The sequence below is a fragment of the Bacteroides fragilis genome (assembly GCF_019583405.1).
GTDB lineage: Bacteria > Bacteroidota > Bacteroidia > Bacteroidales > Bacteroidaceae > Bacteroides > Bacteroides fragilis_B.
Genome location: NZ_SZUU01000011.1, coordinates 70,799 through 91,705 on the forward strand (window position 1 = coordinate 70,799; position 20,907 = coordinate 91,705).

The 20,907-nt window shown below is 44.6% G+C and carries 13 protein-coding genes and 3 tRNA genes; 14 read left to right on the top strand and 2 right to left on the bottom strand.

The genetic code is table 11. The features are described from left to right. The first annotated feature begins 18 nt into the window (after positions 1–18). Genes FDF36_RS18750 through FDF36_RS18765 form a run of 4 tightly spaced genes read left to right on the top strand, consistent with a single transcriptional unit; the run spans position 19 to position 7,146 of the window. Entirely contained in the window at positions 19–2,481 is a 2,463-nt protein-coding gene (locus FDF36_RS18750; RefSeq protein ID WP_220392362.1) for a Calx-beta domain-containing protein, read from the top strand. Beyond that, entirely contained in the window at positions 2,420–5,056 is a 2,637-nt protein-coding gene (locus tag FDF36_RS18755) for a BACON domain-containing protein (RefSeq protein WP_220392363.1), read from the top strand. Before FDF36_RS18750 ends, FDF36_RS18755 begins: the two co-directional genes overlap by 62 nt. Before the next feature lie 33 nt (positions 5,057–5,089). After that, positions 5,090–6,748, top strand: a complete 1,659-nt coding sequence (locus tag FDF36_RS18760; protein ID WP_220392364.1) for a FimB/Mfa2 family fimbrial subunit — start codon at positions 5,090–5,092, stop codon at positions 6,746–6,748. 14 nt (positions 6,749–6,762) lie between these two features. After that, positions 6,763–7,146 carry a hypothetical protein gene (locus tag FDF36_RS18765; RefSeq protein ID WP_005782415.1) on the top strand — a complete coding sequence of 128 codons (384 nt, stop codon included), beginning with the start codon at positions 6,763–6,765 and terminating at the stop codon, positions 7,144–7,146. 194 nt (positions 7,147–7,340) lie between these two features. Here the strand turns inward: FDF36_RS18765 and FDF36_RS18770 are convergent, their stop codons facing one another. After that, positions 7,341–9,560, bottom strand: coding sequence for a beta-N-acetylglucosaminidase (locus tag FDF36_RS18770; protein WP_220392365.1), 2,220 nt, complete (start codon positions 9,558–9,560; stop codon positions 7,341–7,343). Between the two features lie 121 nt (positions 9,561–9,681). Here FDF36_RS18770 and yaaA point away from each other — a divergent pair, with 121 nt between their 5' ends. The 9 genes from yaaA to asnS all read left to right on the top strand — a co-directional run bounded on the left by yaaA (position 9,682) and on the right by asnS (position 18,116). After that, positions 9,682–10,455, top strand: a complete 774-nt coding sequence (yaaA, locus tag FDF36_RS18775) for a peroxide stress protein YaaA (protein WP_220392366.1) — start codon at positions 9,682–9,684, stop codon at positions 10,453–10,455. Positions 10,456–10,460: 5 nt separating this feature from the next. Then, positions 10,461–11,006, top strand: a complete 546-nt coding sequence (locus FDF36_RS18780) for a sugar O-acetyltransferase (protein ID WP_220392367.1) — start codon at positions 10,461–10,463, stop codon at positions 11,004–11,006. 182 nt (positions 11,007–11,188) lie between these two features. Further along, positions 11,189–11,263: transfer RNA gene (locus FDF36_RS18785), tRNA-Val, on the top strand. Between the two features lie 29 nt (positions 11,264–11,292). Next, positions 11,293–11,367: transfer RNA gene (locus tag FDF36_RS18790), tRNA-Val, on the top strand. Positions 11,368–11,417: 50 nt separating this feature from the next. After that, a tRNA-Val gene (locus tag FDF36_RS18795) sits at positions 11,418–11,492 on the top strand. Positions 11,493–11,662: 170 nt separating this feature from the next. Further along, positions 11,663–13,549, top strand: a complete 1,887-nt coding sequence (locus FDF36_RS18800; protein WP_220392368.1) for a glycoside hydrolase family 35 protein — start codon at positions 11,663–11,665, stop codon at positions 13,547–13,549. 227 nt (positions 13,550–13,776) lie between these two features. Then, the gene (gene purB, locus FDF36_RS18805; RefSeq protein ID WP_220392369.1) at positions 13,777–15,123 is read left to right on the top strand and encodes an adenylosuccinate lyase; all 1,347 of its coding nucleotides are present in this window, start codon (positions 13,777–13,779) and stop codon (positions 15,121–15,123) included. An 81-nt stretch (positions 15,124–15,204) separates the two neighbouring features. Then, on the top strand, positions 15,205–16,605 hold the full coding sequence (locus FDF36_RS18810; protein WP_193683509.1) for a pseudouridine synthase: 1,401 nt from the start codon (positions 15,205–15,207) through the stop codon (positions 16,603–16,605). Between the two features lie 107 nt (positions 16,606–16,712). Then, a complete protein-coding gene (gene asnS, locus FDF36_RS18815; protein ID WP_005782430.1) occupies positions 16,713–18,116 on the top strand; it encodes an asparagine--tRNA ligase in 1,404 nt (467 codons plus the stop codon). A gap of 87 nt (positions 18,117–18,203) precedes the next feature. Here the strand turns inward: asnS and FDF36_RS18820 are convergent, their stop codons facing one another. Next, positions 18,204–19,880: an IS1182 family transposase gene (locus FDF36_RS18820; protein WP_220392235.1), complete on the bottom strand. Its 1,677-nt coding sequence runs from the start codon at positions 19,878–19,880 to the stop codon at positions 18,204–18,206. 208 nt (positions 19,881–20,088) lie between these two features. Here FDF36_RS18820 and FDF36_RS18825 point away from each other — a divergent pair, with 208 nt between their 5' ends. Continuing rightward, a complete protein-coding gene (locus FDF36_RS18825; RefSeq protein ID WP_022011590.1) occupies positions 20,089–20,577 on the top strand; it encodes a DUF4488 domain-containing protein in 489 nt (162 codons plus the stop codon). Positions 20,578–20,907: the final 330 nt, after the last annotated feature.

Sequence of the window (20,907 nt, forward strand, 5' to 3'; positions counted from 1 at the left end):
TAAAAAAGTAAACGATATATGAAGAAGACAAGAATTCATAGAGTGTGGATACTGTTCCTGCTGAGCGTCATAGCCTGTCTGCAGGTGAGAGCCCAATATATGCCGGTGGTTTTCGATAAGAAATATGGCGATAAGAACCAGATACAACTGGTATGCCCGTTGGCCGGTGACGAAGTGGCTATGGTAGGCAAAGAGGGACAGAAGTACAATCTGACCTGGATAGGAAGAGAAGGTGAGGTACTCTTTTCGTTACCGTTGGCCGGGTTTACTGCTGTTAATGAGCTGACAGAGTTGGAGGACAATCATATCCTGCTTGTCGGACAATCTGCTGTGATGAATACAAAAGGCAGAAAGGATAATGTGACGCTGAGCGGACGGGCGGTCATATTAGACCGTAGTGGTCATATTGTTACCAATATTTATGCGGGAGGACAAGGAAGCGAGCTTCTGAAAGGTGCCTTGCTACGAAGCGGATCATTGATACTTTCCGGTATGGAGCCGAAAGGAGGAAGCGGTCGGCAAGGTATTCTCTTGAAAGTAGATAAATCGGGTAGAGTGATTTATCAGTATAAGAACACCGGAAGTGGCTATTGTGACCAGTTTGAGGTGTTGGGCAACACGACTGAATATATCTGTGCGGCTTTCTCCGGAGACAGAGAAAAAGAACAGACGGTGGTGGTCCGGTTAGATGATAAAGGGAAACCTTATTATGTGACTGCCATTCCGGCTAAACGATTTATAGTGACAGGCCTGAACGCCAATATCAATGACGGTTCGGTGATTGTTACCGGTAATTCATCGACAGATGGAGGTATTATTTATAAGATTCGTCCGGAAGGTGATATTGTTTTTGCTAAAACACTGATACCTGCCAACCAGGGATTGGCAACGCTCAACCATCTACGGGTGGCCCGCAATGGTAATATATTAGTAGGAGGCAGTGGTAATAAAGGATATTACGCTTTATTGCGAAATGACGGAACAGCTTTGTACTCGGGTACCTCGAACGGAAGTGTGAGAGGTGTGGGTATGAACCGGACTACCGGCGAATCAGTGGTAACCACTTATGACGTCAACGCACGCAGAGGAACATTTGTCCGTATATTGCCGACAGGAAAAGCTGAGTTTGACCGAACGATTGATGGTAACTTTGATAAGATTAAGGTGACTAACAACGGTGAAGTGTTGCTGCTGTCTTCGGATGAGGGCCGGGTTTGTATGTATTCTGCTACGGGTGAGAAAGAGTTTGACCGTTATGTGACGGATAATAAACCTACCATTTACCGTCAGGCCTTGACTGCATCATCCGGGGAGTTACTTTTTCTGGGTAGTGGTAGCCGTCTTGTCAAGCTCGGACATGGACTCTATGTCTCGGACGTGAAAATAACCAAGCCGGTAAACGGAACAGCTACCGCTGTGTTTACTGTGACACTGACCGGATATGCCACCACGAAAGAGGGAGCGCCTGTTCCTGTGAGTGTAGGTTATGCCACTCGCGAAGCATCGGCTACAACGGCCAATAACTTTACTCCGGTGAAGGGAAAGCTCTCTTTCACTCCCTCACGCGGAACGGCTGACCGCTATCTGGTGAAACAGGATATTGAGGTTCCGGTAAAGGCGAATGATCTGATCGAAGGTGTGAAGGACTTTGAATTGCTATTGTCGGATGTTCAGCAGAGCTATCTGGTGAAGCCTGTAGGAAAAGCGGTTATCGAAGATCAGCAGGCGGTTGTAAAGTTGGTACGTACGGAGCGCGGCGAAGAAGGCTCAAAAGATATCTTATATGAACTTGGGTTGTTCAAAACTGACGGAACTCCTTTGACTAATGCAACGGGAGCCAATATTATAGTAGATGGCATTTATGGAGAAGGCACAGCCGATGCGCTTGATTTCGATATGGGATTGACACCGAGAGTGATATTTGCCAATGGTTCGCAAAAGTCATCTTTTAATGTCAGAACATTGGAGGATACCCGCTATGAACTTCCTAAAACCGTGGTGGTGAATTTCAATAAAGTACATAGCCTGAGTGGTTCCAATGTCGCTTTTGATGGCGAATTGTTGAGTTGCAGCGGAATTGTTGTTGATCAGCCGGCACGCCTGGCCATAACTTCACTTGGCGACCACAGAGTAAATAATAATGTGGTGTCGGGCTTCTTCACCGTTTCGCTGTTGCGTGCTTCAGACGGAGCCTTACTGACTAATGCCACAGGTAGTGATATCATTGTTAACTGTGTGACATTGCCCGATGCTACGGCAAAAGAAGGAAAAGACTTTGTCTTTACCAACCTGCATGACCTACGCATCAGTGGAGACGGCAACCATAGTTCGGCTAATGTGAATGGAGTGGTATTGTTCAGTACGGATGCTTTGGAAAAACAGGTGAAACTGAAGATCAAATCTGTAAACCAGCCTACAGGTGCACAGCCGATCAGTGTGTCTGACGCAGAACGTATGGCAGAGTTTACGATCCGGAAATAAAATGATTCTTAGGGATAAGAGTGCCTTGCATTTCAAATGCAAGGTCTTCTTGTCTGCTCAGAAGAAAATGGATGAAAAAAGAACTATGACAGGAAAAAGAATATATACAGGATTGATGGGCTTGCTGCTTTTTCTGGCGTTTGCTTGTACGGATGACAGGGAATCGCCAGGGGGAACCAATGGTAATCCTTCATTGGTTTTCAGGATGACGAGAGCTTCTGCTGATATTATCAATAATACGCAAGTCTATCTGTTTGATGGAGATGGGGCTGCTGCCGGACAGTTCAGGCAGAAAGTGCCGGATGTGGCTTACGCTGCAGACCGCCTTACCATGCCGGTTGCGGCAGGTACGTGGGATATTACGTTGGTCAGTGCCGACAGGGATATAAACAGTGAATTGGTTCAGCCTGTCCGTGGACAGGGGCGTTCATCACTGAAAATGTGGGAAACACGTTCTGCCGGTGGGAGTTTGCCGTCTATGCCTGAGTTGCGTACGGCTTATATTACCGGACAGCAGGTTATTGCCGGTCAGGATAATGTCGCTTCCGAAACAGCATTGCTTTCACGGAACGTTGCATTGGTCAAAGTCGTGATAGCTGATGCCGGAGGACTGGATATTAATGGCACCCACACGATGAAATTGAGTAATGTGCCTACGACTCTTAATTGGGAAGGAGGGTTATACCCCAATAAAAACAACCCTACTGTGAGTGCGGAACCTATGACCGGTACCTTTACTATACATAATAATACTGCAATGGCGGGTCATCAGTATAGTGATACGCTTCGGTTTATTGTGCCGGCCCATAAAGGAACTGATTATCTGAATGCGCTTCCGACCGACACGACTACCAGCCATCTTAAACTGAGTGTCGATCTGGCCAGTGAAGGAGGTACACGTTTCGAGAAGACGGATGTGGTAATTCCTCGGGTTCCACGAGTTAACGGAATTTTGTTGGTACGCATTTTCCTTGGTGGAAAGCTCGATGTCTCTACTGAGATATTAAACTGGCAAGATACACAGTTGGAAGCCGATTTGTCACAGACCCAACTCTATACGGATAAAGCTTCCGTTGGGCTGGCATTCAAAGACACGATACATGTAAATACAAATGTCCGGGAATATACAGTGGAGAAGGCACCTGAGGCCACGTGGATTACTTCGGTGAAAAAGTTGGATGGGAATGCGGTGGAAATTACTGCTGATCTGGATAGCTATGTGGATAATCATCCGCGTACCTCTTATATTACCATTAAAGCAAATAATGTGACCAAGAAAATACCGGTTACACAAAGACCGGATAGAGGTACTATCAAAGTTAGTGAACATAAACTTATATTTTGTCCTAAAGCACATGAAAATCGCTCGGTGGAGGTTAAGAGTATTGGAGGTGACTGGATATTCTTAGGTAGTAGTCCCAAAGCGACTTCGGACATACAGAATGGGGTGAAAGGAAACACCACAGTCAACTTTACACGTACTTCGACGATTAAGCCGGATGATTTTGATACTTATTATGGAGATGGTCAGATTGTTGTGAAGAATAAAACAACGCTTGATACGGATACGATTTCGTTAGTGAACTGCTACATCCATGTGGATGATGGGGTAATAAATGCACTTGCTCCAACAGGTTCAGCGCAGACTGCAGTCACTAATTCACAAGATGTGACTGTGTTGGGTGGTAGTAGAAATATTATTTTCGATTCATGGGAGTCTTGGATTCATAGTGATTTGAGATGGAATCCGTTAACGCAAGTGCTGACTATGACAACAGACCGTGAACCTTCCGATGAGGCCCGTGACGGATCGTTAACTTTCCATCATGCCGATTGCCCGGATTATCAGGTTACGGTTAAAGTACACCAGGATATTATTGTAACAATTCCTCCTTTTGACTATTTTGTTGTTAAATTTATGTGGGATAGGGCTGATGTGGATATTGCGGTTGAATTCCAAGGTAATAATGTATCTGGTGATGGAAGTAATAATTCTTCTTATGATAAAAAGCCTGTTGGATGGAGCAAGAATCAGACTGTTAATTATAATGGCAAACTGCTGCTACAGTGGGGTGGTGATGCACGTCAAGGACAGGGAGAAACTGCATTTTTTAATGCCCCTGTATTGGAAGGCGATGTAAACTCTCCCCGAAAAATAAAATTGGATGTTTATGCAACATGGTATAGTTCAGGGATAGCACCTGCTCCTATGACTTTTGAAATGACTGCCTATAAAGGAGGAACAATGTCTAAAGGAACTGCTGAAACCGGGGATTATAATAAATATAATTATTATAATGAAGGTGGTGAAAGGTTGTATAATGATACTTATCGGGTACTTATTACTACTACTGGAGGTAATGGAACGTATGATCAAGGAGGTTATACAAAAGTTGCAACAATTGTATATGACCGTATTAAACATTCGGCATCTGTAACAGTACTTGCTGCTGCCCCTGCCAATACTCGCTCATCTCGTTCGGTTAAGGTGCCGTTCCGACCGGAAGAGAAGCCTCTCTGGACTCCCGTAGTAGTGAATACCTATTCCGATGATTATCGGGGAGAGAGGAAATAGATTTTAGTGTAAACAATGAAAATGCGCTATAGTATGAAAATACAATATATAATAGGTATACTGGTTGCCTTTCTGTTTGTCTCGTGCAGTCATGAGGAAGAGGAACAGAAACCCGCTTATGGGAAGATAGATGTTGCTGTTTCGGTAACCTTGCCGCAACCGGAGTCAGTGAATACGCTTACTCGTGCCGGTGGCCCGTATACGGATACCGATATTAAGAACGTAGACTTGCTGATATTCGACAAAGACGCAAAGTTTATGGAGCGTGTCAAAGTAGAGAATGACAGGTTGGTTGTTACCGGAACGGGGATTAATTTCACAGTCCGTTTGGATGCCACTTCGGAACGGCGTATCATTCATCTGGTTGCAAACGGGCGGAGTGCTGATGGCACTTCGGATCGCTTGAACTTTGGTGATATAACTCCGGGTATGGCAGAAAATGCGGCTATCTCTTCTTTGCAGACAGCCTCGCTCGAACATGTGAATGAAGGAGAGAGCACATTGTTAAACCATGTGATGCCTTTGGTTATGTGGGGACGTTTTGCTCTCAACGGAATCAATATCGTGACGAAAGCAGAGGGTGTGAAACTGTTGCGTTCCACTGCCTGTATACAAGTGAAGAAGGGTAGTGGGGGTGTAAATACCGGACTGGATGATTTTGTCATCGAAGGAATTACCGTACATCAGGGAGCCTGTCATGGCTTCCTGGCTCCGACCGATTGCACAGGAGAAGTTAACACTCCCGTTACCGCAAATCCGGTTACCGGTGGAACCTATCTGGATTATCGTAAGGGGTGGGTTAATAGTGCTGAACCTTCTTTATACATATACGAGCGCAATTGTTCGGCTTCCGACTATATGGGAGTAGTGATTGCAGCCCGGTATAAAGGCAAAAAAGGCTATTATAAGGTAGTAATGACGGGTAACAACGGAGCTCCCCTGAACATTGTACGTAACCACCGTTATATTGTTACGGTGGTGGGCGTCAATGGTCCGGGATATGAAAATCCGGATATTGCTGTGGCTTCTGCACCTTCGAATGCTCTGAAAGTGGAGTTGACGGATGAAGACACGGATCTGCCCTGTATTGTGGCCGACGGTGAATACCGTATGGCATCGTCTAATAATGTATTCAGCCTATATGGAAAAACAGGTGTGACTACATCGGCGACGGGCGTAGATATTTGTACCGTATATTCCAGCCGTGGTGTTCAGCCGGTTCTGACCCTACCTGCCGATTGTAATTGGCTGACCAATCTGTCTGTACAAGCTTTAGGAAGTAATAAGTATAAAATAACAGGGGATTTTACCTCACCGGCCAATAGTGCCGTATCTACAACCTTGACTATGACGTGTGATAATCTGTCTCAGCCGGTTCGTGTCAGTTGGAATCCCATTATATCGGACCAGAAAGATACCGATTCGTTTGTTTTCGATTTGGTTGGTTCAACCGACCGTAACTGGACGGTCCGGGTATTGAATCCGACGTCTGCCGGCTGGCTCTTTCTGCACCCATCCGCCGCATCTCCCGAAGCATTTCCGGGAGACGGTATGGTGTCGGAACTCAATAGCAAATATAGTTCGCATGCTTATTTGCACGTAGCTTTCGGAGCGAACAGGAGAGGGACTGTACTGATGACTTCCGCCTCCGGCGGGGAAACTGTAGCCCGTAAGATAGTAGTTATTCAATAGAACGTTGCGGTAGTATGACCCTGGAAGAGATATTGCAAATAGAAGCACAGAATGTTGATTGTATTTTCCTGTATCAGGAAGAAGGAGCATGGTATGCCTATGAACATTCTGCCTTTTATTGTTATTCTCTTCTGGGCATACTTGATATAGACTGGTTGCCCTGTCCGGACGGAACTACTTCCGGACGAAAAACAATCAGGGTGCGTGTTTCCGAACCGGATAAGTTTTTATGTACACCTCTATTGCGTCTGATGCGGAAGCGTAAAACTGAATATGTTGTTTTATGCAAAATTTCGTGTGGAGGTTTTTACTACTGGCGGGAACAGCAGCAAATGAAATTTCGTGTATTACAGGAAAGAGAAAGCTCTTGTACGAAGGTAAATGAACATGCTGAATGATTAATCTTATCCTCTGTAGCCTTGAAAAGGCAGCTTTTTCACGAGCATACTCTTTGTATGCTATCTTTAGTGATATTCATCGGTATAGCCTGTGAAGGCTGTTGATGAATTATTGTTTGTTTTGTTTGTGTGCGCCCCTTCCGTATTTTAGCGAAAATACCGGAAGGGGCTTTTTACACAGATTGAATAAGTTTTTATTTGTCCAGAGTAATGATAAAACGGCGAAGATAAACTTCTTGTTCCGTATTGCCGGTATTGCTGAAACGGACAGCTTTCACCGGAGCTTGTTTCAGGTTAAGCGTGATCCGGTTCTTTTCCTGTTTGAAGTCAGTTTTTTGCCATTCTTTGCCATCGGCTGAAACTTCAAGTCGTCCCCAGGCGGCTACATCCGGTTTGCCGAAATCTATATCCAGGCTCTGTCCCGGATAAGCTTGATCCAGTTCGATGGTCAACGTACCTCCCGCTCCCCATTTGATTACTTCGTTGGCAGGCGATACCAATATACGGTTTGTTTTGATCTGTAACGGCTGATTGCGTAGTTGCTCTACGTCACTCGTCAGTTTGTGAGGCATGTAGTCCGTTGCGGCATCCAGCTGTGTACCGTTTTGCTTGTTATAGCGTTCGGTCACCGTAGTGAACGTTTGGTCGATCAGTGGCTTGATCACTTTAGTTGCTGTTTTTACACCCGGCTGGTAAGGGTTTTGGTTATAAATCTGGTCCACCTGGAACATCTGTTGTTGCAGTGCTTTCACATGGCGGTACTTCCGGATAAAAAGTGAGTTGTCGCCTTCTTTATAAGCTTTGACCATAGACAATACTTCTTGTCCGGTTTCACCCAATAATTTGAATTGACGGAGCCAAGGCATCATTTCTGCAATCAAAGGTTGGTTTTCGGTGTTGGTCATCAGAATATCACCGGACTCTGTCATCTTGCCGAAGGTTGCTTTCAAAGAGTTGAGATCTGCTTCGGTATACGAGCCGTTTTTCAGATAGCTGTCGAGAAAATGCTTAGCTACAGGCTGTAATTCAACCGATTCGTCCCGGCGGTATTTATGTCCGTTCGGACCCAGGTCAGAGTTGTGTGCTGCGAAGAATTCCAGTTCCTCCGCAGCACTCGGCAAAATGGTGCGTATGGCATCTTTCCATGTCTGTTCGCTGTCATATTTTTCCGGATTCCATGCATAACTGGCTACACTGTAAATTGCTATTTTAGATGCTTCGGCATGTTCCATCGGGTTGGTGACGAAGCCTGACATCTGATCGGCAATCTGGGTGTCGTTGCCGTAAACCGGTCCGAGCAGCAAATGGTCGCGTACGTAATCGGATACCGGAAAATTCCACCAGATATACGCCGGGCGCTTGATGCGCTTGTTGATCCAGGCAATACCATCTTTGGTTATATCGGAAATCACACGGTCGCCCGTCCACATAATCTGGATAGAAGGGTTCAGTTTCTCACCCAAAGTAGTCAGGTAATTACCTTTCGGGTTCGACCAGCTTTTGTTATATTCGGTAGGGCACATGACCAGCGGGGTAACGTCCGGTTTGGCCTTTACAAATTTCTCGTCAATGTAGTTCAGTAGTTCAGCCTGTTTGTTCGGGTTGGTTCCTTCCCCCGAAATATCATCGAAGAATACTGCGAACGAACGTACTCCCAGATCATACATCTTCTCGAATTTAGCCAGCAGCAGATCACGGTCTTCCTGATTCCATTTGATATCTTGTCCTGGGTGAATGGCCCATACAAAGTCCACTTCGTTTTCATTGGCCACTTTTACCAACTCCTGTAACTGAAGCGCCTCTTTTTCTGGATAAGGCAAACGCCAGTTGGGGGAACTGTGATACGGGTCGTCTTTAGGACCATAGATATAGGTATTCATCTTATTTTCTCCGTAGAATTTCAACTGACGGAGACGGGCTTCGTGGCTCCATGGAGTTCCATAGAATCCTTCGACTACACCGCGGAAGCGGATGGAAGGATAGTCCTTGATTTCAACTACAGGCAATTGGTTATTGTTCAGCAGTTGTGAGAGGGTTTGCAAAGCATAGAAGGTTCCCCGTTCGTCTTGTCCGGCCAATACGATTTCTTTGTCGTTGACAGCCAAATAATACCCTTCTTTCTGATTGGGAATTTGCCGGGCGAATTTACGGATAGCTTTGTCCCCTTTTTCACCGATATAGATGCGAATTCCGTCCTTATCTGTCTTTTTTCCGGCAAGTAAGGCTTTCAGTGCACTGACGGCATGCGGATTTGCTTCTGTTTCTCCGACAATCAGATAGGTATCCGGCAGACTCAGAGCCTGCGTTTCCGAAAGAATCTGTTGTGGTTGTGGTTGAATACTTGTGTTCTGGGCCGAAGCACTGACGCCCAAAAGGAGCCAGGCTCCCAGTAAGTAGAGTCGTTTAATCTTCATTTTAGGTAAAATGTTAGTTTTTCAGGTTTTAGTGACAGTACAAAAGTAAGAAAAAAAGTGTATACTCCCGTTTTTCTATTAATTTTGTTCCTTTGAAACATTGAAATAAGGAAAGAAGCCTATGCTGATACTTTTATCTTGCGCCAAAACCATGAGTGACGTTTCGAAAGTGAAAACGCCTCTCACCACATTTCCCCGCTTCCGGAAGGAGGCAGCGGAGGTAGCTTTGCAAATGTCTCAATTCTCTGTCGGAGAGTTGGAGCGCCTGTTGCGGGTAAATCCTAAGATTGCTGTTGAGAATTATAAGCGCTACCAGGATTTTCACTCCGAAGCGACTCGGGAGCTGCCTGCGCTGTTGGCTTATACCGGGATTGTTTTTAAAAGACTTTCTCCCAAAGATTTTTCGGATGAAGATTTCCGATATGCTCAGGACCATTTGAGGTTGACTTCGTTTTGCTATGGGCTGCTGCGTCCTCTCGACGTGATTCGACCTTACAGGCTCGAAGGAGATGTCCGATTGCCCGAACCCGGTACCCGAACCATGTTTGAGTATTGGAAGCCGGTTCTTACCGACTTGTTTATAGAAGATATTAAAAAAGCCGGTGGGATACTTTGTAATCTGGCGAGTGACGAGATGCGGGGACTTTTTGATTGGAAACGGGTGGAGAGAGAGGTCCGTGTGGTGACTCCTGAGTTTCACGTCTGGAAAAACGGGAAACTGGTTACAGTAGTGGTCTACACTAAAATGTCGAGGGGAGAGATGACCCGTTACATCCTGAAAAACCGGATAGAATCCGTTGACCAGTTGAAAACATTTGCCTGGGAAGGATTTGAGTTCAACGAACAGCTTTCGGATGAAAAGAAATATGTATTTACGAACGGAAAAACAGAATAATCCAAATGACTGAAATAGAAAAAATGCGTAGTGGCGAACTGGCTGATATGTCAGCACCCGAGTTGCAGGTACGGTTTGAGCATGCCAAAAAGTTATTGGCACGGATGCGGGGACTGAGTACGTATGACGATACTTACAGGGAGTTACTTGAGGAGCTGGTGCCCGACCTTCCGGCTACCTCTGTTATTTGCCCGCCTTTTCATTGTGACCATGGTGACGGCATCCGTCTGGGCGAACATGTATTTGTTAATGCCAATTGTACCTTCCTTGACGGAGCATTCATCACTATCGGAAGTCATACACTGATAGGTCCGTGTGTGCAAATCTATACTCCACATCATCCGATGGACTATCTGGAGCGCCGTAATCCCAAGGAATATGCTTATCCGGTTACTATTGGTGAAGATTGCTGGATTGGGGGCGGAGCAGTCATTTGCCCTGGGGTGACGATAGGTGACCGTTGTGTGATTGGAGCCGGTAGCGTGGTTACAAAAGATATACCGGATGATTGTGTGGCGGTAGGCAATCCCGCACGTGTTATTCGGCGGTAGGCATCGGACGGATAACCTAAGTTGCTGAGAAAACAAACGAAGTAAAACAAAATAGCTTCTATTGTTTGAAAAACAGGGTCTTACTGGTGCTGTTGGAAACTTTTTGAAAAAAAAGATCGTAAATAATTTGTAGATTTCGAGAAAAGCGATACCTTTGCATCGCTTTTAAAAGGAAAGTGTACGGGCGTTTAGCTCAGCTGGTTCAGAGCATCTGCCTTACAAGCAGAGGGTCGGCGGTTCGAATCCGTCAACGCCCACAGCCGAACACTTTCGAAGAAGAATATATGGGCGTTTAGCTCAGCTGGTTCAGAGCATCTGCCTTACAAGCAGAGGGTCGGCGGTTCGAATCCGTCAACGCCCACATTGAAAAGAGATTCAATTTTGCTATATATTCTTTGAGAAAGAGACATCGGGCGTTTAGCTCAGCTGGTTCAGAGCATCTGCCTTACAAGCAGAGGGTCGGCGGTTCGAATCCGTCAACGCCCACAATATGAAGTCCTTGCAGAATATTTCTGTGAGGACTTTCTTTTTTTATGGCTGGTCTGGTATACAGTGTATTAATTCAAGTTATTTTTTATAAGAAAACGACGGGAAAGTTGGTAGAAAAGTGATTTATTTCTTTACTTTGCTTTATCAATAAACCTATTAATGTTACCATGCGAACAAAATCAATTTATTTACTTTTACTATTGGCTATCATGCCATTATGCGTATTCTCGCAGTCAAAGTCGACATTTGAAATTAAAGACGGGCATTTCTATCGTAACGGAAAAGTGACACCTGTTCTTTCCGGTGAAATGCACTATGCCCGGATTCCTCATCAATATTGGCGTCATCGTTTACAGATGATGAAAGGTATGGGGTTGAATACGGTTGCTACTTATGTTTTCTGGAATCTTCATGAACCGGAGCCGGGGAAGTGGGATTTTACCGGTGACAAAAATTTGGCCGAGTTTATAAAAACAGCCGGTGAAGAGGGAATGATGGTTATTTTACGCCCCGGCCCTTATGTTTGTGCCGAGTGGGAGTTTGGCGGCTATCCCTGGTGGTTGCAGAATGTGAAAGGAATGGAAATCAGGAGAGATAATCCGGAGTTTCTGAAATATACAAAGGCATATATTGACCGGCTTTATAAGGAAGTGGGCGATTTACAGTGCACAAAAGGTGGTCCGATCGTGATGGTGCAGTGTGAGAACGAGTTTGGTTCGTACGTTGCCCAACGAAAAGATATACCTTTGGAAGAGCATCGTGCTTATAATGCCAAAATTAAACAGCAATTGGCTGACGCAGGATTTAATGTACCCTTGTTTACCTCTGATGGCAGCTGGCTTTTCGAAGGCGGAGCTACACCGGGTGCTTTGCCTACAGCGAATGGCGAAAGTGATATTGAGAACCTGAAAAAGGTGGTTAATCAATACCATGATGGTAAGGGACCGTATATGGTTGCTGAGTTCTATCCGGGTTGGTTGTCGCATTGGGCAGAACCGTTTCCACAGGTGGGTGCTTCCGGAATTGCTCGTCAGACCGAGAAATATCTGCAGAATGACGTATCTTTCAACTTCTATATGGTGCATGGGGGAACTAATTTCGGTTTTACAAGTGGTGCCAATTATGATAAGAAACGTGATATTCAGCCGGATCTGACCAGTTATGATTATGATGCTCCTATCAGCGAAGCTGGTTGGGTGACTCCGAAGTATGATTCAATCCGTAACGTGATCAGAAAATATGTTAAATACACGGTCCCCGAGGCTCCGGCTCCAAATCCGGTTATTGAGATCCCCTCTATCAAATTGACCAAAGTTGCTGATGTATTGGCATTCGCCGAAAAACAAAAGCCGGTGTCGGCCGATACTCCTTTGACTTTTGAGCAGTTGAATCAAGGGTATGGATATGTGTTATATACCCGTCATTTTAATCAACCTATCAGTGGAACGCTTGAGATACCGGGACTGCGTGACTATGCGGTTGTGTATGTGGATGGAGAGCAGGTAGGTGTGTTGAACCGGAATACCAAGACTTATTCAATGGAGATTGAGGTGCCGTTTAACGCTACTTTGCAGATACTGGTTGAAAATATGGGACGTATTAATTATGGTAGTGAAATTGTGCATAATACCAAGGGTATCATTAGTCCGGTCAAGATAGCGGGTAAGGAAATTACAGGTGAGTGGGATATGTATCAGTTGCCGATGAGCGAAATGCCCGACCTGGCAAAACTGAAAGCTGATGCACATGCGAATGTGCCTGCTGAGGCCGCAAAACTGAAAGGTTGTCCGGTGCTTTATGAAGGGACCTTTACGTTGGATAACGTCGGAGATACATTTATCGATATGGAAAATTGGGGAAAAGGTATCATCTTTGTAAATGGTGTCAACATCGGGCGCTATTGGAAGGTGGGACCGCAGCAAACCCTTTATATCCCGGGAGTATGGTTGAAGAAAGGAACAAATAAGATTGTTATTTTTGAACAATTGAATGAAGTTCCTCAGGCCGAGGTGAAGACGGTGAAGACACCGGTGCTGATGAAACTGAATAATTGATGATGAATGATTGACGGACTGTGATCGACACGAAATAATAAGTGATCTGCGATAAATGAGGAACGGTGAACTGCTTGCGGCAATATTATAATGCGGGCTGTTCACCGTTTGTCATAGATCACTTACCGTTATTTTAGTCTCTTTTATACAAACTTTCTCACTCCTTATGCCTTATAACTCAGGAAAAAGAGTTAATTTTGCAACCTGATAATTATCTAAACGACAATATGAAACTTGATTTACTTACGGCCATATCTCCGATTGACGGCCGATATAGAGGCAAGGCTGAAGCTTTAGCGGCATATTTTTCCGAATATGCGTTGATTAAATACCGCGTGCAGGTAGAAGTAGAGTATTTTATTACTTTGTGTGAACTTCCGTTGCCGCAACTGAAAGGAATTGATAAGAGTGTGTTCGAGTCATTACGTAATATCTATCGTAATTTTACGGAAGCCGATGCACAGCGCATTAAAGATATTGAAAGCGTGACCAATCATGATGTGAAGGCCGTAGAGTATTTCCTGAAAGAAGAGTTTGATAAGTTAGGCGGGTTGGACGAATACAAGGAATTTATCCATTTCGGACTGACCTCGCAGGATATTAACAACACTTCAATTCCTCTCTCTATCAAAGAGGCGTTGGAGCAGGTCTATTATCCGCTGCTTGAGGAACTGATTGCTCAGTTGAAGACATATGCTGCCGAATGGGAAACTATTCCGATGCTTGCCAAAACTCACGGTCAGCCGGCATCTCCGACACGCTTGGGTAAAGAAGTCATGGTCTTTGTTTACCGGCTGGAACGCCAGTTGGCAACTCTGAAAGCATGTCCTGTAACAGCTAAGTTCGGTGGTGCAACCGGAAATTATAATGCACACCATGTAGCTTATCCCGAATATGATTGGAAAGCATTCGGAAATCGCTTTGTTGCAGAGAAACTGGGATTGGAACGCGAAGAATATACAACACAGATTTCAAATTATGATAACCTGTCGGCTATCTTCGATGCCATGAAACGTATTAATACGGTGATGATTGATATGAACCGTGACTTCTGGCAATATATCTCAATGGAATATTTCAAGCAGAAAATCAAAGCCGGAGAGGTAGGATCGAGCGCAATGCCGCATAAAGTGAATCCGATTGACTTTGAAAATGCGGAGGGTAACTTGGGTATGGCTAATGCTATTCTGGAACACCTCGCAGTGAAACTTCCCGTATCACGTTTGCAGCGTGACTTGACGGATTCTACCGTGTTGCGTAATGTAGGCACTCCGTTCGGACATATTGTGATCGCTATCCAGAGTTCGTTGAAGGGATTGCGCAAGCTGTTGCTGAACGAGACTGCAATCTGCCGTGACCTCGATAACTGTTGGAGTGTAGTGGCTGAGGCTATTCAGACTATTCTTCGTCGTGAGGCTTATCCGCATCCGTACGAAGCCCTGAAGGCATTGACTCGTACCAATCAGGCTATCACAGAAGCTTCGATCAAGGAGTTTATCGAAGGACTGGATGTCAGTGAAGAAATAAAAAAAGAATTAAGAGTAATTACTCCCCATTCGTATACGGGAATTTAAGGGTGATTATTGTTATATATAATATAAGTGTTTGAAATCAGGCCGTGAGGCCAAAAGTTTAATTTTTATTCGAATAAGAAAATGAGCACAGAAAACGAAGAATGGCGCGAAGACTCCAAGAGCGAGAATACAGACGCCGGCCGTGATGGTAACAGAAGTTATAACAGAGAAGGTGGATACAATCGTCCTTCATACAATCGTGAAGGTGGCGACCGTCCTTATCGTCCGAGATTTAATAGTAATAGTGAAGATCGTCCTCAGCGTTCTTATGGCGACCGCCCTCAACGTCCTTCATACAACCGTGAAGGTGGTGACCGTCCCTACCGTCCGCGCTTTAACAGCGAAGGTGGTGACCGTCCTCAGCGTTCTTATGGCGACCGTCCGCAACGTCCTTCATACAATCGTGAAGGTGGCGACCGTCCCTACCGTCCGCGTTTTAACAGCGAAGGTGGTGACCGTCCTCAGCGTTCTTATGGTGACCGCCCTCAACGTCCTTCATACAATCGTGAAGGTGGCGACCGTCCCTATCGTCCGCGTTTTAACAGCGAAGGTGGTGACCGTCCTCAGCGTTCTTATGGAGACCGTCCGCAACGTCCTTCATACAATCGTGAAGGTGGCGACCGTCCTTATCGTCCGAGATTCAATAACGATAACAGATCGCAAGGGTTCTCACGTCCGATACGTCGTACAGGAGATTACGATCCGAATGCTAAATACAGTAAGAAGAAACAGATTGAATACAAAGAGCAATTTGTTGATCCGAATGAGCCGATCCGTCTGAATAAGTTTCTGGCCAATGCGGGAGTTTGTTCTCGTCGTGAAGCAGATGAGTTTATCACAGCAGGTGTGGTTTCTGTTAATGGTGAGGTTGTTACAGAATTGGGTACAAAGATCAAGCGTGCCGATGTGGTGAAGTTCCATGACGAAACAGTCAGCATTGAACGCAAAGTGTATGTGTTGCTGAACAAACCGAAAGATTGTGTGACTACTTCGGATGATCCTCAGGCTCGTCTGACCGTTATGGATCTGGTGAAAGGAGCTTGTGCTGAACGTATTTATCCGGTAGGACGTTTGGACCGTAACACAACAGGTGTATTGCTGCTGACCAATGACGGTGATTTGGCATCGAAGTTGACACATCCGAAATACCTGAAGAAGAAGATTTATCATGTATATCTGGACAAGAACCTGACAAAGGCGGATATGGATCAGATTGCAGCCGGTATCCAGTTGGAAGACGGCGAGATTCATGCAGATGCTATCAGCTATTCCGATGAAGTGAAACGCGATCAGGTGGGTATCGAGATCCACTCGGGAAAGAACCGTATTGTACGCCGTATATTTGAATCATTAGGCTACAAGGTGGTGAAACTCGATCGTGTATTCTTTGCCGGACTGACTAAGAAAGGATTGCGTCGCGGTGAATGGCGTTACCTTACGGAACAGGAAGTAAACTTCCTCCGGATGGGATCTTTTGAATAATAAAGGAATTTAAAAGATGGTAGTCGGAAGCCGATAGCCTGGTGTTTGTTGTTCTCCAGCTACTGGCTTCTGACTACTATATATAATAATGTATATAAAATAGTTTTATGGAAAAGATTAGTAGAACAAAAATTGTCGACCTGATAAAGCGTGAAGATTTTGGCGCTATGGTCAATGTGAAAGGATGGGTTCGCACCCGCAGAGGTAGCAAACAAGTTAACTTTATCGCACTGAATGACGGTTCTACAATAAATAATGTGCAGGTCGTAGTCGATCTGGCAAACTTTAATGAAGAGATGCTGAAGCAAATCACTACCGGCGCTTGTCTGAGCGTGAACGGTGTATTGACGGAGTCGGTAGGTTCCGGTCAGAAGGCTGAAGTGCAAGCTCGTGAGATTGAAGTGCTGGGTGCTTGTGACAATACATATCCGCTACAGAAGAAAGGCCACTCAATGGAGTTCTTGCGTGAGATTGCTCATTTGCGTCCACGTACGAATACTTTTGGAGCAGTATTCCGTATTCGTCATAATATGGCTATTGCCATCCATAAATTCTTTCATGAAAAGGGATTCTTCTATTTTCATACCCCCATCATTACGGGATCTGACTGTGAAGGTGCAGGACAGATGTTCCAAGTGACTACCATGAACTTGTATGACCTGAAAAAAGATGAAAATGGCTCTATCATATACGATGACGACTTCTTTGGCAAACAGGCCAGCTTGACTGTTTCCGGTCAGCTTGAAGGCGAATTGGCTGCCACTGCTCTCGGAGCTATCTATACGTTCGGTCCTACTTTCCGTGCAGAAAATTCTAACACTCCGCGCCATTTGGCTGAGTTCTGGATGATCGAACCGGAAGTGGCTTTCAACGAAATTCAGGAGAATATGGATTTGGCTGAAGAGTTCATTAAATATTGTGTGAAGTGGGCTTTGGATAACTGTGCCGACGATGTGAAGTTCCTGAACGACATGTTCGACAAGGGGCTGATAGAACGTCTGGAAGGTGTACTGAAAGAAGACTTTGTGCGTTTGCCATATACGGAAGGTATCAAGATCCTGGAAGAAGCTGTTGCCAAAGGACATAAGTTCGAGTTCCCGGTTTATTGGGGAGTTGACTTGGCTTCTGAACATGAACGTTATCTGGTGGAAGACCACTTTAAACGTCCGGTGATCTTGACCGATTATCCAAAGGAAATAAAGGCATTCTATATGAAACAGAATGAAGACGGCAAAACTGTACGCGCCATGGATGTGCTTTTCCCGAAGATAGGAGAGATTATCGGTGGTTCGGAACGTGAGTCGGATTACAATAAGTTGATGACACGTATCGAAGAGATGCATATTCCGATGAAGGATATGTGGTGGTATCTGGATACCCGTAAGTTCGGTACTTGTCCGCACTCCGGATTCGGACTGGGATTTGAGCGCTTATTGCTCTTTGTAACCGGGATGTCTAATATCCGTGATGTAATTCCATTCCCGCGCACTCCGCGTAATGCCGATTTTTGATGAATCATACCTGAATATTTATACAAATGATAAGAAGGGGTTGTGTCAAAACGTTGGCACAACCTTTTTTTATAGTTTACAGTTCTGCTATATTTTCTTTTGCCTATGCTGCTTTTTTTCATCCATTTGGCAACAAGTTGCTATATTCCAATTATACCGGGTTATAAATAGTCCGATAAACATATATTTGACAACTGTAATGAGCCCCTTCCCTGCTTTTAGCAGTTTAGCACACATTTTTTTGATATTAAAGGCTATAGCAAAGAAAGCAAAGTCCATTGTAACCTTGTCTTCTCCAACATGCCGGAAGCGTCGGTATGCCATGTTGTATTTCATTTGTCCAAACACAGCCTCCGGTTCTACACACCTCCTGCCTCTATGCTTGATACCTTCTTCTGAGAGCAGCCTTTCCCGCGCCTGCCGTTTGTATTGATTTAACCGGTGGTTGACTTCTATAATACGGTTCCCCCGGGCTTTAAAACAACTGCCACGCAAAGGGCAACCTTCGCATCTTTTTGCTTTATACCGGGCACTTTCGGTGATGTATCCGCCCGCTGTTTTGTCACATTTGGTTCCTATACGGTTCATGTGCTGTCCCATAGGGCAAACGTAATAATCCTCTTCCGCATTGTAATGGAGACTTTCCGCCTGGAATGGATTGGGAGTATAATGGGGACGCTGTTCTTTATGAAAGTAGTTGTACTTGACAAAGGCTTCTATCCCATTCTCCTGCATGAACCGGTAATTTTCTTCCGAGCCGTAACCGGAGTCTGCCACACCGATACTGGGTAAGCGGTTATAGCGGTGCCGGAAGGAGTGGAAAAAAGGTATGAGGGTCAGTGTATCGGTAGGGTTGGGAAACAGCCGGAAGTCTATGATGAATTGGTTCTGGGTACCTGTTTGCAGATTATATCCGGGCTTGGTCTGCCCGTTCCTCATGGCGTCTTCTTTCATGCGCATGAATGTGGCATCAGGATCGGTTTTAGAATAGGAATTACGTTCCCCCAGGGTATCAAGGTGATTATCGTATTCTAGCAGCTTATCACGGTACCCCTCGAGTTCCCTGATCTGTTTCTTCTTTTCGCGCAGGGCTTTCTTTTGTTCCTTATCCTTTGTTATCGGGTGGTGTTCCAGGGCTTCTTTAAGTTCATCCACTATGTCTGAGAGCATGGAGGGAGTGAATTGAACGGGCGTGTCTTGTACGGAGTTCTCCTGTGCAATGGCCTCATTCACCTGCTCCAGAAGGATGCGAATCTTATCCATCAGCTTTGGACGGTTCCTTTCGACAGTCTTGCGCCAGACAAAAGTATATTTGTTGGCTTTGGACTCAATCTTGGTGCCATCGATATACTCCACGTTAAGACTGATGAAACCTTTATCGGCAAGGACAAGAACCAATTGCGTGAATACGGTATTTATTTCCTCTTTTACACGATTACGGAAACGGTTGATGGTAATAAAATCCGGATGCTCGTTGCCGGAAAGCCAGATATAATGAATATCACGCAAAAGAAGACTCTCTATTTTACGGCACGAATAGATATTGTTCATATAGGCGTAGATAATCACCTTAAGCATCATTTTAGGATGATAAGGACAACGACCGGTTGCCTTATAAAGCTTCTTGAAATTATCAAGATTGAGATTATCTACAATAGCATTGACAATGCGCACCGGGGCGTTCGCAGCTATGTTTTCATCAATTCTTTGTGGAAAAAGAACGGTTTGGTTGGGAATGTAAGGACGAAAATGTAACTTTGCCATAACGAAAACTTTATGCCTAAAGTTACAAAAACTTTGGGTAATAACAAAGCCCGGGCTTGAGAAAGTCTGGGCTTTGTGCAGAAAAAAGGTTGTGCCAACGTTTTGACACAACCTCTTTTTTATGTCTTAAGATTGCTTATTTTATAAAAGAAATCTTTATATTTGTGACAGACAGACGAATTAAAGTGTTAACTAAAATCGTACAGATATGAAAAAACTTTATTTTTTTACCATGCTGGCGGCAATGCTGTTTGCGGTAACGAATGTGATGGCACAAAAGGGTAACTTTAAGCCTGCTAATCTGAAAGGAATCTGGCAATTGTGCCATTATGTTTCAGAGAGTCCGGATGCTCCGGGAGTGCTTAAACCGAGTAACACTTTCAAAGTGCTGAGTGATGATGGAAGAATTGTGAACTTTACGATTCGTCCGGGATCGGATGCTATTATAACCGGCTATGGCAGCTATGAACAGTTGTCGGATCATACTTATGCTGAAAGTATTGAAAAGAATATTCATTTGCCGATGCTCGATAATCAGGATAACGTTCTTACTTTTGAACTTATCGATGATAAGATCTTGCATCTTAAATATTTTATAGAGAAGGACCTGAATGGTAATGAATTGAACTGCTGGTATAATGAAACCTGGAAACGCATTGAGATGCCTGATAAATTCCCGGATGATATTGTAAGATAATTCTGATTATAACAACGGATTTACGGACTGCAGGTAGCAAGCTGCCGATTATGCCTTGTGGCGTTGATTGAGTGGTGAATTGTTACTTGCAGTCTCTTTTTTTGTCTGCCGGCTGCTGTTCATAGTCGATAGCTTGGTGCTCGTTATCAATCGGATAAATCCAAAAAAAGGCAGAAATAGTTTGCCATTTCAAAGAAAAGCCGTACTTTTGCAAGCCGATTATTATCTCAAAAGGATAAGAGATTAATTCATAGCAAGTTAATCTTCCTTTGTCCGGGGAAGGTTGATAAGTGGTGAAGAAAATTTTTAGTAGTAACATTTAAAAAACAA

What these genes read in the sequence shown, in the direction of transcription:
- FDF36_RS18760 (WP_220392364.1), top strand. Translation starts at nt 5,090, where the DNA reads ATGAAAATACAATATATAATAGGTATACTGGTTGCCTTTCTGTTTGTC.
- FDF36_RS18765 (WP_005782415.1), top strand. Translation starts at nt 6,763, where the DNA reads ATGACCCTGGAAGAGATATTGCAAATAGAAGCACAGAATGTTGATTGT.
- FDF36_RS18820 (WP_220392235.1), bottom strand. Translation starts at nt 19,880, where the DNA reads ATGGCAAAGTTACATTTTCGTCCTTACATTCCCAACCAAACCGTTCTT.
- yaaA (WP_220392366.1), top strand. Translation starts at nt 9,682, where the DNA reads ATGCTGATACTTTTATCTTGCGCCAAAACCATGAGTGACGTTTCGAAA.
- FDF36_RS18810 (WP_193683509.1), top strand. Translation starts at nt 15,205, where the DNA reads ATGAGCACAGAAAACGAAGAATGGCGCGAAGACTCCAAGAGCGAGAAT.
- FDF36_RS18750 (WP_220392362.1), top strand. Translation starts at nt 19, where the DNA reads ATGAAGAAGACAAGAATTCATAGAGTGTGGATACTGTTCCTGCTGAGC.
- asnS (WP_005782430.1), top strand. Translation starts at nt 16,713, where the DNA reads ATGGAAAAGATTAGTAGAACAAAAATTGTCGACCTGATAAAGCGTGAA.
- purB (WP_220392369.1), top strand. Translation starts at nt 13,777, where the DNA reads ATGAAACTTGATTTACTTACGGCCATATCTCCGATTGACGGCCGATAT.
- FDF36_RS18780 (WP_220392367.1), top strand. Translation starts at nt 10,461, where the DNA reads ATGACTGAAATAGAAAAAATGCGTAGTGGCGAACTGGCTGATATGTCA.
- FDF36_RS18770 (WP_220392365.1), bottom strand. Translation starts at nt 9,560, where the DNA reads ATGAAGATTAAACGACTCTACTTACTGGGAGCCTGGCTCCTTTTGGGC.
- FDF36_RS18800 (WP_220392368.1), top strand. Translation starts at nt 11,663, where the DNA reads ATGCGAACAAAATCAATTTATTTACTTTTACTATTGGCTATCATGCCA.
- FDF36_RS18825 (WP_022011590.1), top strand. Translation starts at nt 20,089, where the DNA reads ATGAAAAAACTTTATTTTTTTACCATGCTGGCGGCAATGCTGTTTGCG.